The organism is Candidatus Methylobacter favarea, from assembly GCF_902806695.1.
Lineage (GTDB): Bacteria > Pseudomonadota > Gammaproteobacteria > Methylococcales > Methylomonadaceae > Methylobacter_B > Methylobacter_B favarea.
The window spans coordinates 1-17,594 of the sequence record NZ_CADCXN010000071.1; the positions used below are offsets into that span (position 1 = coordinate 1).

General features: G+C 50.6%; 13 protein-coding genes and 1 pseudogene. 13 read left to right on the top strand and 1 reads right to left on the bottom strand.

Annotated elements, in window-relative coordinates; genetic code table 11:
- Positions 1–225 precede the first annotated feature (225 nt).
- The 13 genes and pseudogenes from guaB (at position 226) to HUX64_RS11290 (ending at position 16,112) form a co-directional block, all read left to right on the top strand.
- Positions 226–1,692 (top strand): IMP dehydrogenase, encoded by a 1,467-nt coding sequence (gene guaB / locus HUX64_RS11235; protein ID WP_174626328.1) that lies wholly within the window; start codon positions 226–228, stop codon positions 1,690–1,692.
- A gap of 116 nt (positions 1,693–1,808) precedes the next feature.
- Entirely contained in the window at positions 1,809–3,395 is a 1,587-nt protein-coding gene (guaA, locus tag HUX64_RS11240; protein ID WP_174626329.1) for a glutamine-hydrolyzing GMP synthase, read from the top strand.
- The gene (gene tadA, locus HUX64_RS11245) at positions 3,386–3,847 is read left to right on the top strand and encodes a tRNA adenosine(34) deaminase TadA (protein ID WP_174626330.1); all 462 of its coding nucleotides are present in this window, start codon (positions 3,386–3,388) and stop codon (positions 3,845–3,847) included. Before guaA ends, tadA begins: the two co-directional genes overlap by 10 nt.
- A 783-nt stretch (positions 3,848–4,630) precedes the next feature.
- Positions 4,631–4,966: a hypothetical protein gene (locus HUX64_RS19720; protein WP_246246998.1), complete on the top strand. Its 336-nt coding sequence runs from the start codon at positions 4,631–4,633 to the stop codon at positions 4,964–4,966.
- 15 nt (positions 4,967–4,981) lie between these two features.
- Positions 4,982–5,308 (top strand): annotated as a pseudogene (locus HUX64_RS19725) (cytochrome c oxidase assembly protein); the annotation flags it as partial.
- A complete protein-coding gene (locus HUX64_RS11255) occupies positions 5,293–6,450 on the top strand; it encodes a c-type cytochrome (RefSeq protein ID WP_174626331.1) in 1,158 nt (385 codons plus the stop codon). The pseudogene HUX64_RS19725 and the gene HUX64_RS11255, both read left to right, overlap by 16 nt.
- On the top strand, positions 6,447–7,439 hold the full coding sequence (locus tag HUX64_RS11260; RefSeq protein WP_174626332.1) for a cytochrome c oxidase subunit II: 993 nt from the start codon (positions 6,447–6,449) through the stop codon (positions 7,437–7,439). Before HUX64_RS11255 ends, HUX64_RS11260 begins: the two co-directional genes overlap by 4 nt.
- Before the next feature lie 5 nt (positions 7,440–7,444).
- Entirely contained in the window at positions 7,445–8,500 is a 1,056-nt protein-coding gene (locus HUX64_RS11265; protein WP_174626333.1) for a sodium:calcium antiporter, read from the top strand.
- Positions 8,500–11,043, top strand: a complete 2,544-nt coding sequence (locus tag HUX64_RS11270; protein ID WP_174626334.1) for a cbb3-type cytochrome c oxidase subunit I — start codon at positions 8,500–8,502, stop codon at positions 11,041–11,043. The genes HUX64_RS11265 and HUX64_RS11270 overlap by 1 nt, the downstream gene beginning before the upstream one ends.
- Entirely contained in the window at positions 11,040–11,426 is a 387-nt protein-coding gene (locus tag HUX64_RS11275) for a hypothetical protein (RefSeq protein ID WP_246246999.1), read from the top strand. Before HUX64_RS11270 ends, HUX64_RS11275 begins: the two co-directional genes overlap by 4 nt.
- Positions 11,427–11,824: 398 nt before the next feature.
- Positions 11,825–12,763 carry an acyl-CoA desaturase gene (locus tag HUX64_RS11280; RefSeq protein ID WP_174626335.1) on the top strand — a complete coding sequence of 313 codons (939 nt, stop codon included), beginning with the start codon at positions 11,825–11,827 and terminating at the stop codon, positions 12,761–12,763.
- 278 nt (positions 12,764–13,041) lie between these two features.
- On the top strand, positions 13,042–14,427 hold the full coding sequence (locus tag HUX64_RS11285; RefSeq protein ID WP_246247000.1) for a sensor histidine kinase: 1,386 nt from the start codon (positions 13,042–13,044) through the stop codon (positions 14,425–14,427).
- Between the two features lie 212 nt (positions 14,428–14,639).
- The gene (locus HUX64_RS11290; protein WP_174626336.1) at positions 14,640–16,112 is read left to right on the top strand and encodes a Dyp-type peroxidase; all 1,473 of its coding nucleotides are present in this window, start codon (positions 14,640–14,642) and stop codon (positions 16,110–16,112) included.
- A 74-nt stretch (positions 16,113–16,186) separates the two neighbouring features.
- Here HUX64_RS11290 and HUX64_RS11295 read toward each other — a convergent pair whose 3' ends face one another.
- Positions 16,187–17,404 (bottom strand): FAD-dependent monooxygenase, encoded by a 1,218-nt coding sequence (locus tag HUX64_RS11295; protein WP_174626337.1) that lies wholly within the window; start codon positions 17,402–17,404, stop codon positions 16,187–16,189.
- Positions 17,405–17,594 lie beyond the last annotated feature (190 nt).

A 17,594-nucleotide genomic window follows, 5' to 3' on the forward strand; every position in this document is an offset into this window, starting at 1 on the left:
TAGGGAATTGCCAAGCGCCTATTACCACCCAAGCCTGAAATGCTTGGGTTTTTTTTGCCCACCCCGCCGCCCAGCCGATCGTACTAGTGCATTTATCTATGATGTACAAACATTGCCTGAATGCGTGCTCTGACAAGATAGACAAATTGCAACTATTGTGCGCCTGACAGTCACAACAACTCACAGTATAATATAATTTTATATAAACTGATTGTTAGGGTGGTTATGCAAATTATTCAGGAAGCGCTTACGTTTGATGACGTTTTACTAGTACCCGCGCACTCAATTGTACTGCCACGTGATGTAGAAATGAAGACCCAATTGACCCGCCGCATTGCATTGAACATCCCGCTGGTTGCTGCTGCAATGGATACTGTGACTGAAGCCCGGCTCGCGATTGCTATTGCTCAGGAAGGGGGTATAGGCATTATTCATAAGAATATGTCAATAGAGCAGCAGTCCCGTGAAGTGCGAAGTGTTAAAAAATACGAAAGTGGCGTAATTAAAGACCCTATTACAGTTACGCCCGATGTCAGCATACGCGATGTTATGAAATTAACCCGGGCTAAAAATATTTCCGGGGTGCCTGTAGTTAACGGAGATGAATTGGTCGGTATTGTGACAAGCCGCGATTTACGCTTTGAAACGCGTTTTGATGAACCCGTCTCAAAAGTCATGACCCCAAAAGAGCGCTTGATTACCGTTAAAGAAAATGCTGATCGCAGAGAAGCCATTACTTTATTACATACACACCGTATAGAAAAAGTCCTGGTGATCAATGATGCCTTTCATTTGCGCGGCATGATTACCGTAAAAGACATACAAAAAGCCAAGGATTATCCGCAAGCGTGCAAAGATGAGCAGGAAAGACTGCGGGTCGGCGCGGCGGTAGGCACCGGCTATAACACGGAAGAACGCGTTGCCGCGCTGGTTGAAGCCGGCGTGGATGTCATTATTGTTGATACGGCTCATGGTCATTCCCAGGGCGTTTTGGACCGGGTGCGCTGGGTGAAACAGAATTATCCCGAGGTTCAGGTTATAGGCGGCAATATTGCCACAGCGGGTGCAGCCCTTGCCCTGGTTGAGGCCGGAGCGGACGGCGTTAAGGTGGGTATAGGGCCCGGCTCTATTTGCACCACCCGTATTATTGCCGGCGTCGGCGTTCCACAAATTACTGCAGTCAGTAATGTTGCTGATGCGCTAAAAGGAAGCGGTGTGCCATTAATTGCTGATGGCGGTATTCGCTATTCCGGGGATGTTGCCAAAGCGCTGGCAGCCGGCGCATATTCAGTCATGCTGGGCGGATTATTCGCCGGTACGGAAGAGGCGCCCGGAGAAGTTGAATTATTTCAGGGACGCTCTTATAAATCCTACCGCGGCATGGGATCTTTGGGTGCAATGGCGCAGCAGCAGGGCTCGAGCGACCGTTATTTTCAGGAGGAAGCCGATTCCGTGGAAAAACTGGTGCCGGAAGGCATTGAAGGCAGAGTGCCTTATAAAGGCAGTCTGCTTGCCGTTATCCATCAATTACTCGGCGGTATTCGTGCAAGTATGGGATATACCGGTAGTCAAACCATTGCAATAATGCATGAAAAAGCCCAGTTTGTGCGGGTAACTAGTGCCGGTATGCGCGAAAGCCATGTTCATGATGTTGCCATAACTAAAGAAGCGCCTAACTACCGTTCAGAGTAATTACCGGCAGCATTTAATAATTTTTACTCACCACGGAGAGCACGAAAGGCTTGAATTTTTCTTTCCGGTCTTCGTGTCCTTTCTATTAGCTAATTTGGCAATTATCCGATTTTTTCGTGAAACAGCAAGCCTCAGATATCCACGCTTACAAAATCCTGATTTTGGATTTTGGCTCACAATATACCCAGTTAATAGCGCGCCGCATTCGTGAGATCGGCGTTTATTGCGAGATTTACTCGTGCGAAAGCACTGATGAAGAGATCAGGAAATTTGTTCCTAACGGTATTATTCTATCCGGCGGTCCTGAAACAGTGACCAGCGACGATACGCCCAGAGCGCCGCAAACAGTGTTTGATTTGGGGGTGCCGATACTCGGAATCTGTTACGGCATGCAGACTATGGCTGAACAGATGGGCGGCAAGGTTGAGAGTTCGGATCACAGGGAGTTCGGCTATGCGCAAATCCGGGCGCGCGGCCATTCACAATTATTGACCGGCATAGAAGATCATCTTTCTGCAGAAGGCTATGGTTTGCTGGATGTCTGGATGAGCCATGGCGATCGAGTAATAAATTTGCCTGAAGGTTTTAAACTGATTGCCAGCTCGGACGGCGCGCCGATAGCCGCTATTGCCCATGAGGAAAAAGCCTTGTACGGCTTACAGTTTCACCCGGAAGTCACCCACACCAAACAGGGCGGGCGAATTCTGGCGCGCTTTGTGTTGGATATTTGCGGCTGCGAGGCGTTATGGACAGCCGGCAATATTATTGAAGACAATATTCATGCTGTTCGCGAAAAAGTCGGAACAGATCATGTGATTTTAGCTCTGTCAGGGGGTGTGGACTCGTCAGTCGTCGCGGCATTGCTGCATGAAGCAATTGAAGAGCAATTGACCTGCGTTTTTGTCGATACCGGCCTGCTGCGTTTGCATGAAGGCGATCAGGTGATGGCGACCTTTGCTGAACACATGGGCGTTAAAGTGGTTAGAATCGATGCCGAGCAGCGCTATCTTGAAGCTTTAGCCGGAATTACTGATCCTGAACAGAAACGCAAGATTATCGGCAATCTGTTTATTGAAATTTTTGATGAAGAAGCCGGCAAAATAACGGCTGCAAAATGGCTGGCGCAGGGCACGATTTATCCTGATGTGATTGAGTCTGCCAGCTCAAAAACCGGTAAGGCCCAGTTGATAAAATCCCATCACAATGTCGGCGGTTTGCCTGAAAATATGGCTTTAAAACTGATTGAACCGTTGCGGGAATTATTTAAGGATGAAGTTAGAAAGTTAGGTTTGGAGTTAGGTTTGCCTGCCGATATGGTTAATCGCCACCCGTTTCCGGGTCCAGGCCTTGGCGTCAGGATTTTAGGTGAAGTCAAAAAGAACTATGCCGATTTACTGCGTCAGGCCGATGCTATTTTTATTGAAGAGCTGTACAGACATGATCTCTATAACCAGGTCAGCCAGGCCTTTGCGGTATTTTTGCCGGTTAAATCGGTTGGCGTCATGGGCGACGGCCGGCGTTATGATTATGTCATTGCTATCCGCGCAGTTGAAACTATCGATTTTATGACAGCCCGCTGGGCGCATCTGCCTTATGATTTTCTTGATCTTGTTTCCCGCCGTATTATTAATGAAGTGCCAGGAATCTCGCGTGTTGTGTACGATATATCCGGCAAGCCTCCTGCAACCATCGAGTGGGAATAGTCCAGGCAACTGATGAAGCCTGGATGCGTCATGCCATCAGGCTGGCCCAAAGAGCGGGGCAGCAAGGTGAAGTGCCGGTAGGAGCCATAGTTGTTAAAGATAATCAGTGTATTGCAGAAGGCTGGAATACCTCCATTGGGGACCATGATCCGACTGCTCACGCTGAGATAGTCACTTTACGAATGGCCGGGTTGATGATGAAAAATTACCGGCTTTGCGAGGCCACTTTATATGTAACGCTGGAGCCGTGCGTGATGTGCATGGGAGCAATCAGCCATGCGCGGATCCAGCGACTGGTGTTTGGTGCGTTTGATCCCAAGCGGGGCGCAGTTTGTAACGCCTTGAGTCTTACTGATGCAAGTTTTTTAAATCACAAAACCAACTGGGAAGGCGGTGTACTGGAACAAGAATGTTCGGAAATAATAAAGGACTTTTTTCGAGCCAGACGCTAGGGTATTTTTTCTGGCGCTTATGAATTATCAAGGAAATTAACAGCCGTTTTATAAAACTGCCTTATTATTTTTTCGAATCTTCTGAAAGTATTCTTTCACGAAGCAAATATTAAAGTGTAAAAGTCCGGCTTAGAGCCGTGTTCAGATTCTATAACCGCAGCATCAACAGTTTTGTAGCCGGATAAAAACCGCTTATTTGACCGCAAGGTAACTTTTTTATTCTCAAATCCAAGCCCCATCGGGGATCAAAATCAAGCGGCTTTTATCCTGTTTAGAAAAACAGGGTCTTGAAAGTTACCCTTGCCAGCTGAAATTGAAACGAGTATAAAATGACAAAACCTGGATAGTAACTTGTTGGGCCTGTAAAAGCGCTTGGGTTTTGCCGGCTCCAGGGGGAAGAGGCACTCATGAAAACTCGGCAACTTCACTCAGCGTTATTTCCGCCACCGTCGTGGCAGCTATGCAAATCCTCTCTTTCCAGGCCTGCCGTCATAACGCCGGCACATGCCTCTGGCAGTTGTTTTCTTCAGCAGCTTCATGTTCGTTCCCTTGCTGTAAGCCACGGTTGGCGTAATCTTCTCTCATTCCGCTTGTCTTATCGTAGTTGGTTATATGAGGCAGTATTTTATAAGTCATCATATTTTTGGGTTGGCCTGTCCTTCTGTCCTCGCTCCTTGTATAAATGCGTTGAGGCATGCGCGCCGAGCCAAACACAACTCGAAAAGTCAAAAATATCCCTTTCGAATATGATGTGGAAGTTCCTTGCTGTGGCCAGGAGAAACAATGCAAGCTAACCTGTTAAAATCTTTTACCTTTATTGAATGGTCGGCGGCGGCCGTACTGGCATTGCTGGCGCTTTGCTATAACGAAATTGCCGGGGTATTTTCGCGCCATATGATTATCCATATTGCTCTAATGACGGTGGCCGCACCCGTTTTGGCAAGCTTGCTTCGAAAGCTGCGTCATTCATTCATCCATCCCGCTAGTGTCGCCACATTGTGTTCGGTTATCACCCTGCAGGCTGCGGTGTTTTTCGCATGGCATTCGCCGCCGGGTGTAGTTCTTGCGATGGAAGGGCCTGCCGGAGCCTTGCTCATGCAAGCAACGCTGCTTTTTTAGGCCTTATGGTTTTGGCTCACGGTATTCAATCAGAGCGGCAAACATTTATGGCGGGCAGTCATTGCTCTGTTGTTAACCGGCAAGTTATTTTGTTTAATCGCCGTATTGCTGACGTTTGCGCCGCGTGTGCTTTACGTTGTGACGGCGATTAATGCGCCTATGACTATTGAGCTCGCCGACCAGCAGTTGGCGGGACTGCTGATGATTACTATCTGTCCCATCACTTATGTGCTCGCCGCGGTTGTGCTGATTTTCCGTTGGTTCCAGACACTATGCGAGTCGCAAAGTAATAATGCAGCTTCGGCGTTTGCTCCGGAACACAGCTCATGGCAAAGCCGGTAAGAAGACGTTTGCGTAAATTTCTGCCTTGGGCTCTTGGACTTTTTGGCGGGGGCATTGCGCTCGCCTTCATTATTGCTTATTCCGGGATTTACAACATAGCGGCGAGCGCGGGCCATCCCGCCTGGCTAGAATGGTTTCTGCAACTGGGCAAGGAGCGTTCGGTTATATTCAACAGCAGGTCTGTTGATCCGCCGAAGCTGGATATTGCCGAGCTGGTGCCGCTTGGCGCTGCGCACTTTCAAGGGACATGCGCCACCTGTCATGGGGTGCCGGGGCAACCGGTCAATCCGGTTTTTGAGCATATGCTGCCTTCGCCTCCCGATCTGCAAAAGCATGCACCCCACTGGACGCGCGAACAGTTGTTCTGGATTGCGCGTCATGGCATTCAATTCACCGGCATGCCGGCCTGGAGCGGCAAGGATCGCGATGATGAAGTCTGGGCAGTAGCGGCCTTCCTGGAAGCCTTGCCATCAATGACGAAGGCGGATTACCATCGACATGCAAGCGGTAATAGCGAAACTCAAGGCTATTCCGCCAAGCAATTTATCAGCGAAGGGCGGCCCAGACTCGACCTTACAGCGTGCAGCCGTTGCCATGATACGGCCGATGCACCGCCGACCAGCCTTCATATACCGCGCCTTGGCGGCCAGGGTGAAGCGTATCTAATAAGGGCATTGCAGGACTATCGAGACGATTCCCGGCAGAGCGGCTTTATGGAACCAGTGGCAGACGATCTCGATGATGAACAAATTGAACGTTTGGCAGCCTATTACGCATCCCTGACGCCTTTTCCTCATAAGCGAGCCCGGCCTTCTTCTCCGGAAGCGCGCGAGCTGGGGCGCCAGCTGGCGGAACAAGGTGACCGAGAGCGCAAGATTCCCGCTTGCCTCTCGTGCCACGGCGTGAAGAGGCGAACAGACTATCCTCGACTGGCCGGCCAGTCCGAGCAGTATATCAAGCAGCAATTGCAAATCCTGCGGCGAGGAGGCCGTGACCAAACGCCGCATGGTGCCATGATGTCCGTCGTTGCAAAGCGGTTAACAGAGCAGCAGGTCGAAGCCGCCGCGTCGTTCTTCGCGAGTCAACCGCCACAGGCTGAGCATTCCCGGTTAGATAAATGGGGAGCGGCCTCGCAACCATGAAAATTGTAAGCCATCGCTTCTCGATACTGTTTTTAGTTATGGCGTTGCTGGCCATGGCAGGCTGTGCTGGCGAACAATCGGCGTTTGCAGGATTAGGTCCGGTTTCATCGCGAATTACGCTGTTGATCTGGATTATGTTCACTGGAGCGGCCTTGATAACGGCCTTCATATGCGTGTTGATGGCGATTTCAATAGCCGGTCCTGCCAACTGGCGTCACAAACTTGCCCGTGAAAAAGTCATTGTTCTGGGTGGAATCGTTTTTCCCGTGGTGACTTTAACAACTCTGCTGTTCTATGGTTTTTTGATTTTGAAAGCAGGGGGAAAGTTGATCCGGGCCGAAGATCCGGTGCATATTGCTGTGGTAGGCGAGCAATGGTGGTGGCGGGTTATCTATCGGCATGACGATGGCCATACGACGGAAAGCGCCAATGAACTGCATATTCCTGTGGGCCGTCCCATTGAAATCGAGTTATCGACGGCGGATGTAATTCACAGCTTTTGGATACCGGCATATGCGGGCAAGGTCGACATGATTCCCGGGCGCATCAACACCTTGCATTTCATGGCCGACAAGTCCGGGATCGTGCATGGACAATGCGCAGAGTATTGCGGCGGCGCCCACGCCCTGATGTCATTTTATGCGGTGGCGATGGCGCCTTTTGACTATGAAGCCTGGCTCGCCAAGGAGCGGGCGGATGCGAAACCAGCGCTTGAGAACAAAGGCGAACAGCTGTTTTTATCCAGCGGGTGCGGTGGCTGTCATACTGTTCGCGGTACTCGGGCGAACGGAAAAATAGGACCGGATTTGACGCATGTCGGCAGCAGGCTGTCGCTCGGCGCCGGCATTCTGCCTAATGCGCCGGAGCACTTTGCTCAATGGATCAGCCGCCATCAAAAAATCAAACCGGACAATCTGATGCCGCCTTTCGACTTTTTTTCCGAAAACGAGCTTCAGGCTTTAGCGGCTTACCTGGACGGCCTGGAGTAAGGGACATGTCTGATTTTAACCAATATAGCCTGGCCGTTAATTTTTCGCTCTTTGCTGTGGCCGCGTGTGCTGTTTGGGTTGCCGGCACAAAAATCGCTGCTTATGCCGATGAGCTGGCTGAGCGCTTTGAGCTTAGTCATGCGTTGATCGGTCTGTTGCTGCTTGCCGGAATCACCTCGTTGCCTGAGATTGCCACCAGTTTTACTGCGGCTCACGCCAATCATGCTCCGCTGGCCGTCAACAATATGCTCGGCGGTATTGCCATGCAGGTGGCGGTACTGGCTGTCGCCGACTTTTGTTTCGGCGAACGGGCTTTGACTTCAGTAGTTCCTGATCCTGTAGTCATGCTGCAAGGCGCATTTAATATTTGCCTGCTGACTTTTGTCGCCATGGCGATTATCGTCGGCGACATTCCGTTTTTAGGCGCCGGGCTTTGGTCGTGGGGAATACTCGCGGCTTCCGCATACAGTTTTATCAAAATCAGTAAAGCCGGGCAGCGCCTGCCGTGGGTTATCAACAATCCCGACGATATAAGGTTTGGCAGTAGCGATAAAAGAGAGAATGCGCGGCCTCTTGAAAGCGATAGTTCGGTTTGGCTGATCTCGAAAATAGTTATCAGTGCGCTGGTCATTCTGTTTGCGGGTTACGCCCTGGCGACTGTCGGCGATGTCATTGCCCGGCAAAGCGGATTAGGGGAGTCATTTGTCGGATTTGCCTTGATGTCAGCCGCAACATCGTTGCCGGAAGCGAGCATGGTGTTTGCCAGTGTGCGCCGCGGCCTCTATACCATGGCCATATCGGGGATTTTGGGCACCAATCCTTTCAACGTGATGCTGATATTCGGCGTTGACATCATAGCTCCCGGAGCACCGGTGTTATCTAAGCTCGGCGATTTTTCCGCAATCGGCACGCTGCTGGGTTTGGCCGTCACCGGCTTGTTTCTTATGGGGCTGGTCGAACGTGCCGACCGCACAATTTTGCGTATGGGTACGGATTCAGCGGCGGTTCTTGTCGTTTATAGCGGCGGCATGGTTTTGCTTTATTCCATGAGGGGGAGTTAGTGATAAAAACAATCGAAGAAAAGGCCGCCCTGCCAAATACCTTACCACGACCCCAAGGTGAAGAGGAAGAATTGCTGCGCATTTGGGAAACCCCAAAAGGGTGGCGGTGGATAACGGCGGTCAACAACACGGTGGTGGGGCTGCTTTATCTGGGCGCCGCCTTTGCTTTTTTCGTGCTTGCAGGACTCTTGGCCCTGGTCATGCGCACGCAACTGGCCGTGCCCGAGAACGATCTGGTCAGCCAGGACCTCTACAATCAAATCTTTACCGTGCACGGCACCACCATGATGTTTCTGTTCGCGGTGCCGGCCATGGAGGCGCTGGGTGTGCTGCTGCTGCCGCAAATGCTGGCCGCGAGAGACCTGCCGTTTCCGCGCCTGAGCGCATTCGCGGTTTGGGCTTATATCATTGGCGGCTCGGTGTTTTTCTCGACGGTCTTTTACGGTCTGGCGCCCAAAGGCGGCTGGTTTATGTATCCGCCCTTGACGCTGACGGCCTATTCGCCCGGCGATAATGCCGATTTCTGGCTGCTTGGCATCGGTTTTATTGAAATCTCTGCAATCGCCGGGGCGATTGAAATTATAGTCGGCATTTTGCGGACCCGCCCGCCCGGCATGTCGCTCGACAAACTGCCTATTTTCGGCTGGTCCATGCTGGTGTTCGCGGGCATGATTGTGGTGGCGTTCCCGGCGGTCATTCTCGCAACCATGTTTTTGGAAATCGAACGCTCGTTCGGCTGGCCATTTTTTACCGCTTCGGGCGGCGGCGACCCGCTGCTGTGGCAGCATCTGTTCTGGTTTTTCGGCCATCCGGAGGTGTACATTATTTTCCTGCCGGCAGCCGGGTTAGTCTCGATGATTGTGCCCACGATGGCGCACGCGCCTCTGATCGGTTACAAACTGATCGTCGTCGCGCTTATCGCGACAGGTTTTTTCAGTTTCGGCTTGTGGGTGCATCACATGTTTGCGACCGGCATTCCCGCCCTCAGTCTGGCCTTTTTTTCGGCGGCGAGCATGGCCGTGGCGGTGCCGTCCGGCATCCAGGTTTTTTCCTGGATCGCCACCATCGCTTCGGCCAAAGGCGGTTTTCAGTTGAACACCCCTTCGCTGTTCGTGCTGGGCATGCTGTTTATTTTTACAGTGGGCGGCTTGACCGGCATTATGGTGGCCATGGTGCCGTTCGACTGGCAGGCGCACGATACCCATTTTATCGTCGCCCATCTGCATTATGTATTGGTCGGCGGCATGGTCTTTCCATTGTTTGCGACCTTTTATTACTGGGCGCCGATGGTCAGTACGCGAATGCTGTCCGAGCGGCTCGGAAAATGGTTATTCTGGCTGATGTTTATCGGCTTTAATGTGACTTTCTTGCACATGCATATTACCGGGCTAATCGGCATGCCGCACCGGGTATGGACATATTCGGAAGCGTCAGGATGGGGGCCTTATAACTTTATATCAACAGTCGGAGCTTATATCCTTGGCGCCGGTGTGCTGATTTTTATCATAGACCTGATCCGTAATTTTCGGGTCGGGAAGTGCGGCGTGACCAACCCCTGGCAAGCCGGAACCCTGGAATGGCTGCCTACGGATGTGTATTCCACGCGCTCCATTCCGCATGTGACCAGTCGTGAGCCGCTATGGGAACAGCCCGGCCTTGCTGAGCAGGTGAGTGCAGGAGAGCATTATTTGCCCAACGCCCCGACCGGCGCACGCGAGACCATTGTCACCTCGGCCATTGAAGCCACGCCGCAATATGTGATCCAGATGCCCGGTAACGGCTGGGCGCATGTGCTCGCGGCGGTTTTTACCGCCGCCTGTTTTCTGTTATTGACCATCAAAGTGGTTGCGCCGGCGCTGGCTTGCGCCGTGCTGGCCATCGCCTGCTGCCTGGCCTGGGTCTGGGAGCTCGATAAAGGCTCCGGCAAAGGGCCCGTGGCTATCGGCGCAGGGCTTAAGCTTCCCGTTTATGTCACCGGACCGATGGGCCACGGCTGGTGGGCAATGGTTATTCTGATGCTGGTTGCCGGCGCGCTGTACTTTGCCTATTTGTTTTCCTATCTGTATCTCTGGACCGTATCGCCTGAGGTGTGGCCCTCCGCTGCACAGAAGCTGCCCGCTTTACAATGGCCGGCCATGAGCGCCTTGTTGTTTGTTAGCAGTGCTGCATTTTTTGCTGTCGCAAAGAGAACCCTCCCGGAACCTGGTAAAAAGCATTTATTGACTCCGCTGCTGCTGCTGCTGGGCGCGCTATCGAGTGTGCTTGCAGTGTGCCTGGAGATCTGGTGCTACTGGCAGACAGGCCTGAGGCCGACCGCATCGAGCTATGAGGCAATGGTATATATGGATAGCATTTTAGCCGGCCAGCTGGTTTTTGCCATGCTGATCATGGCGCTGTTTGTGATCGCGCGGCACTTTACCGGCAAGCTCGACCGGGTGCGTTCTGCAACGCTCGAAAACACCAACCTGCTGGCTTATTACACCGTGGCGCAGGCGCTTATCGGTCTTCTGATAATTCACGGCTTCCCGAGAATGATTTTATGATGAAGGCATCGAAACAGCTCTTTTCCGAAAGGTCTGTCGGCACATTGGTGCTATCTTTGGCCGGGCTTTTAATTTGGGCGCTGCATTTTGCCATTGTATACGGGGTCCAGCATGTTGCCTGTGCCGCGCTCGCGGCCAACCGCGCCGCTTTTTGGGTGCACACCACCCTTATCGTGGCAACCGTGGCGGCGCTGCTGGCGTTACTGCTGGCGATCATCAGGCCCGATATTGTGCTGCCTATGGATAGGAACGGCAGAGCGCTCCAACATGCCGGGACGTTTCTTCTAGGCCTCATGCGTGGGCTGGCCTTATTATCCTTTTTTGGGGTTTTATGGTCCGGGGCTGCTGTTTTGTTTCTGCCCGCCTGCGGATCACTCGCATGAGGTTGCAGAAGATGGATTTTACCCCGCTTATCTGGCGCATGGCGAAGGCAGGCGTGGTAGCGCCTGAAGCTTCCTGCTGCCAAAAAGTTTGCTAAAGCCATTTTTGCCTTAATTTAAACTTGCCTCAGTGCCGCGCTGTCCTTGTCAGCAGTGGGCAACCGCCCGGTATTTTTCCTTAGTCTCAGCCATTTCTCCAGCCAGCCAGACCTTCCTCTTGACCCAGGATTAACGACTCAAGGATAAGGGAAAGCAAGATTGCCCGAGCCGATTGATAGATGGCCTATGCTCGCGTTGGCTCCGCTCCATTTTGTGAACAAATAAATCCATTACCTTCACATAACGCTCACGCCTATTGGTTTTAAATATCTGTCAATAGGTAATTAATGAGGAATTGACTGATGTTTTTGCAAACAACGTGTATCAAGCTGCTGAGCTGGTTTGATAACAGTAATATAAAAGAAGCTGATAATGTAGGCGAAGTGATCGACTGGATGCGGGTGATTCCTTTTATCTTGATACATCTTGCCTGCCTGCTGGTATTTATTGTCGGCTGGAGCCCTGTGGCGCTATGGGTGGCGGCAGTGTCATATCTGATTCGAATGTTTGGGATTACCGCTTTTTACCATCGCTATTTTTCCCATAAGGCGTTTAAAACCAGCCGCTTCTGCCAGTTCCTGTTTGCGCTGCTGGGGGCGACCGCTACCCAGCGCGGGCCTATCTGGTGGGCATCGCACCATCGCCGTCACCATATTTATTCCGACCAGGAAAAAGATACACACAGCCCAAGAAAGGGTTTTTTATGGAGTCATATGGGCTGGTTTTTGTGTCTGAAAAACTTTGCCATACGTACGCAAAGCGTGCGCGATTTGCTTAAATTTCCGGAATTACGCTGGCTGGATCGGTTTGACATTACCATTCCCATTCTGTACGCCACCGCCTTATGGGGTCTGGGTAAATGGCTGGAAGTGTCATTTCCCGAACTCAATACCAGCGGCTGGCAAATGCTGATATGGGGGTACTTTATTTCTTCTGTCGTGTTAATCCATTGCACGCTGTTGGTAAATTCGCTGGCTCATGTTTGGGGATCAAGGCGCTATATCACCAACGATGACAGCCGTAATAACGGCTTTATCGCATTGCTCACTCTGGGAGAAGGCTGGCATAACAATCATCACCATTATCCGGTATCGGCCAGGCAGGGATTTTTTTGGTGGGAAATCGATATTACTTATTACCTGCTCCGGCTTATGGCCCTGTTTGGATTAATTTGGGATTTACAACCTGTACCTGCGGAAAGAAGGCAGTCAAAACTTCTGCATAAGGAACAGCAGGGATGAAAACAGCGCTGGCAGGCGGCCTTGGCCTTGTTAAACAGTATTGATATGCTGAGCTTGGGAAATTAGTTGCGCCACCCTCATTATAATGATGCATTTATCGACGCTCCTGTCTCGTCTATGTCGGGTGCTTACGGGCAGGGCCTCCGCAATATATACATCAACACAGCCATGAAAGCGGCCCCCTGTTTATACTGCCTGCGGCAAAAAGCAGGTCCGGATCAGACCGTAGCGCCGGCCTATTTTTTTTATGGCCTGCATGGAATTGTTTGGCTACAGCAATGGCATTTGGCTACAGCAATGGCAATGAAGGACTAATGGCGCGTTATCTTTTTATAAAATCAAACTGGGCGATGAATCACCAAGGGCTGCATTACAAACTGATCAAGGCTTTTTTACTGCAGATCCTGTTAATCAGTCTGGCAATTTTGCTGGCGGTTTTTTCGGCAGAAAAAATAGTGGAAGATTTATTAGTCCGCAAAGCGCTGCAAGGCGAGGCTGAGCATTTCTGGACATTATATCAAAAAAATCCTGACACTCCGGCCCCCAATACATTGAATCTGAAAGGTTATTTGGCCATTAATAAGGATTATTCTGAAGTTCCGGCGGATTTTCAAAATCTGCATCCCGGCTATTTTCGCAGCAAACTGGCGGGGCGCAAGCCCATTGTATATATAGAAGACCGAAGCAATGCCCGTCTGTATCTGGTATTTGATGAAGAAAAGGTTGCTGCATTAGCTTTCTATTTTGGTGTAGTTCCTCTCAGTCTGGTACTGGTGCTGATTTACCTGTTTGCCTGGCTGTCCTACCGGCAGTCCAGGGATGCCATTTCTCCGGTGATACAGCTGGCGCAAATTGTAGAAAAGTTTGATTTTCATAGCCAGGGGCTGGCCGAACTGGATCTGAGTGGATTGCGTCGAACTGCCGATAGCGATGTTGCAAAACTTATCGATGCACTGGATCATTTTACCGAACGCCTGGAATTATTTATTGACCGTGAACAGAATTTTACCCGCGATGCCAGCCATGAACTCAGAACCCCTTTAGCGGTAATCAAAAGCGCTTTGGCCTTGCTGCAAAAGCGGCAGGATTATTCGCCCGGCGAACGCCTTTCCTTATCACTGATTGATAATACGCTCGGCGATATGGAAGGCTTGATAGATACTTTGCTGTTGTTAGCCAGGGAAGAATCTTCCCCCTTGCCGGAAGAAGATGTGTTAATCAATGATCTGCTGACCACGCTGGTTGATCAGGTTAATCGGGCAGTAGGTAATGAACGGGTCAGCGTGGAAATTGAACAAAATTGTCTGTTATCCATTCCGGCCGCGGAGAAAGTGCTCAATATTCTATTCACCAACTTATTGCGCAATGCCTTCAGCTATACCCGGGAAGGGGTCATTTCCATAGCTATTGATGAAAACTGCGTGCGTATATCGGATACCGGAATCGGTATGCAGCAGCGGCAATTGCAGCAGGTCTTTGAACCTTTTTATCGCGTGCAGACGGGCCATAATGGTCATGGTCTGGGCCTCACCATCGTCAAGCGTTTGTGTAATCGCTTTGGCTGGAAGTTGAAAATACGCAGTAAATTGGACGAAGGCACGAGCATCAGCGTTATATTTCCCAGAGCGCGACGTATTGGCGGCCGGCGTGAAAAACTCGTATAGCGCCCGCATATTCCCGGAATTATATAGAAAATTAAAACTCGTTTATGAACGAAAGCAAGGTAAAGCGTTTTAAATTTGTTATAGTATCCACTCATTCCAGAAACTAAAGATGCACAGCATGCATCATTTAGAACCTTCCAAGCAGGATGGAAATGATTTTCGTCTCGCGCGGAAAATATTGTCACCCTCAATAATAAAAACGGAGAATAGCCATGCATTCAAACGTTACAGTCATTTCGGAAATTAATCTGGACGCGCCGTTGGCATGGACCAGAGCGAACCTGGAAGAGTTGAGATTGCTGCAAAGCCTGCAAGGCAATATTCTGAAAGGTCACGGCCGTGATTTTACCGCAAATATTTTTTTTAAATTCGATGCCGGCAAAGAAATTCAATCCCGGCGGCTATTGCGTGAACTGGCCAACTTCCATTTAACCGATGCGCATCGTCAGCTTTTGGAGGTGAAAAAATTCAAGGAAACCGGCGAGTCCGGGGGGCCTTTTTGTCATTTGGCGCTCTCTTCAAAAGGCTATGAAGCGCTGGGATTGGCTGCTCAGGCGCCGCCAGATGAAGATTTTCAACGGGGCATGCAGGACCCATCCAGTATCGATGCCTTAAAGGACCCCGCTATTGAGAATTGGGAGTCTGCATTCCAGGAAGAAATTCACTGCCTTTTGCTGGCAGGCCATGAAAGTGAAAATGAAACAACAGAATTAGCGGATGCTTTGGTTTCGCTTCTTGAGGAAGCCGGATGCACCATTATTCATATCCAGCGGGGCAAAGCATTATTCAATGCCGCAGGCAACGGGATCGAGCATTTTGGCTATGTCGATGGCCGAAGTCAGCCGCTTATGCTGGTTGAAGATGTGGAAGGGGAGTCACTGGTGGGGTTATCAAGATGGAGCCCTGTGTTCCCCCTTAAGACAGTTTTAGTGAAGGACCCGGGCACATCCGATACCTTCAGTTTTGGAAGTTTTTTAGTATTCCGTAAGCTGGAACAAAATGTTCGCGCTTTCAAAACCCGGGAGCAGGAAATCGCTGACCTTTTGCAGCTTACTGAGGATGATCGGGAACTTGCCGGCGCAATGATAGTGGGGCGCTTTGAGGACGGCACGCCGGTTTCGCTATCAGATGAAGCACGCGGCCGGATGCCGCCGAATAATTTTAATTATGTGGATGACCCCGGGCGCCGCTGCCCTTTCCATGCCCATATTCGTAAAGTAAATCCGCGAGGCAGCGGCGGCGCAGAGCCGGAGGACGGCGAGCGAAGTCATGCGATTGCGCGGCGGGGCATTCCCTATGAGGATGTAGCACGATGTGTGCATCCTGATGACTTGCCCGAAGTCACAGATATTAACCAGTTTATTCGTCAGGTTCAGCCACAATTGCCGGAGGATGGCGTGGGCCTTCTGTTTATCGCCTATAACAGCGTCATCGCCAATCAGTTTAAGTTCATTCAGCGGATCTGGGCTAATAATACCAGTTTCCCAGTTCAGCCGCCAGGGCCGCATGGCATCGACCCGGTAATCGGACAAGGCGTCAATACGCCGAATGATCAGAAACTTCCGAACGAGTGGGACAACCCGGACAAGGGCACAAACGATAACTGTTCTTTCTCCGGATTTGTCAGGATGAAAGGCGGTCAATATTTTTTCTCGCCCAGCCTCACCTTTCTGAAAAATCTCTGATAGTGTATGTAGGGCCGGCATTGCCGGCCCTTCTCTCTAATCTCATAACTATCCCGTTAGCGCTTCTTTCTTGATCAGATAATCGGCTCGCCGCGTGCGAGCCTGGGTAAATTACCTTCCAGACCCATGGCGCTGCGCATTACTTTTCGCTTGGCCGGCAAAATTCGCTCAGCCAGCCCCAGACCCAGGTTACGTAAAAACTTTACCGGTACAACCTCGTTGCTGAAGACACGGTAAAAAACATCCATTACTGTCATCATTTTAAGATTTTCAATACGTCTGAGTTTTTCATAACGTTTTAAAACGGCTAAATCGCCTATGTCAATGCCCTGCTTTTTCGCAGCGATTAATACTTCTGCTAACGTGGCGGCATCCAGCATGCCGATATTCACTCCCTGTCCTGCCAGCGGGTTAATCACATGCGCAGCATCACCCACCAGAACCACCCCGGCTTTAACATAGCTCTGGGCATGCTGCCGTTTTAAGGGAAAGCTCACCGTGCCCAATACTTGGTTAATCTTGCCCAGACACTCGGGAAAGGCAGCGCTCAGTTCGCGCTGTAAATCGGAACTGGACAAAGCTTTCAAACGGTTGACTTCATCCGGGGAGTTATACCAGACCACAGAGCCATAATGCCCTGTTAACGGTAAAAATGCTTGCGGTCCGCTGGGCACAAAGCGCTGCCAGGTTATATCCTGTTGACCGTAGGCCGTTTCAATATAAATCACCAGCGCATGTTGCTTGTAATCCCAGCTCGTTACGCCCAGGCCTACCGCTTGCCGGACTCTGGATTGGCCGCCATCGGCGGCCACCAGGACTTTTGCAGATAAAATCCGGCCATCCTCTAGCTCAACTTCGCTGGGCTTTTGAGCGGAATAGATGATTTTATTAATGGTTGCCGGGCACATCAGTTTAATATTGGCAAAGCTCTGCAAGCGCTCCAGTAATGCCAACTGGATAACCCGGTTTTCAACGATGTAGCCCAATTCGGGATAATTGATATCATCGCTGCAAAATTCCGTGTTTTCCTCGGTTTCCCAAACCCGCATGCGGCGAAAAGGACAAAGGCGTCGATTGCGTACCCCATTCCAGGCGCCTACAGTTTCAAGAATGTTTTTTGAGGCAATACTGAGAGCGGATACCCTTAAATCATGCGGCTGATCGGGAGAAAAGGCATGAGGCGGCGAGCTTTCTATAACGGCAACTTTCAATGAACTGCCGCCAAGACTGGCGGCTACAGCAGCGCCTATCATTCCTCCGCCTGCTATTACAACATCGAAAAGTTCTTTCATATCAATCAACTATAAAGCAACAAGAAAATCCTGCAGTCCCTGAAACAAAACATTCCTGTATAAATGACAGATAGCTTCCAGCATGATATTATTATTTAGTTTCACTAATATTTTATCTGAACAAAGATTTCGTAGCAGCTTTAATGCACTTGTTGAGATCAATAATCCGACTCTAACATGCATTGAAACA

Coding starts and splice junctions, on each gene's coding strand:
- guaB (WP_174626328.1), top strand. CDS start 226: ATGCAAATTATTCAGGAAGCGCTTACGTTTGATGACGTTTTACTAGTA.
- HUX64_RS19720 (WP_246246998.1), top strand. CDS start 4,631: ATGCAAGCTAACCTGTTAAAATCTTTTACCTTTATTGAATGGTCGGCG.
- HUX64_RS11255 (WP_174626331.1), top strand. CDS start 5,293: ATGGCAAAGCCGGTAAGAAGACGTTTGCGTAAATTTCTGCCTTGGGCT.
- HUX64_RS11260 (WP_174626332.1), top strand. CDS start 6,447: ATGAAAATTGTAAGCCATCGCTTCTCGATACTGTTTTTAGTTATGGCG.
- HUX64_RS11265 (WP_174626333.1), top strand. CDS start 7,445: ATGTCTGATTTTAACCAATATAGCCTGGCCGTTAATTTTTCGCTCTTT.
- HUX64_RS11275 (WP_246246999.1), top strand. CDS start 11,040: ATGATGAAGGCATCGAAACAGCTCTTTTCCGAAAGGTCTGTCGGCACA.
- HUX64_RS11280 (WP_174626335.1), top strand. CDS start 11,825: ATGTTTTTGCAAACAACGTGTATCAAGCTGCTGAGCTGGTTTGATAAC.
- HUX64_RS11285 (WP_246247000.1), top strand. CDS start 13,042: ATGGCATTTGGCTACAGCAATGGCAATGAAGGACTAATGGCGCGTTAT.
- HUX64_RS11290 (WP_174626336.1), top strand. CDS start 14,640: ATGCATTCAAACGTTACAGTCATTTCGGAAATTAATCTGGACGCGCCG.
- HUX64_RS11295 (WP_174626337.1), bottom strand. CDS start 17,404: ATGAAAGAACTTTTCGATGTTGTAATAGCAGGCGGAGGAATGATAGGC.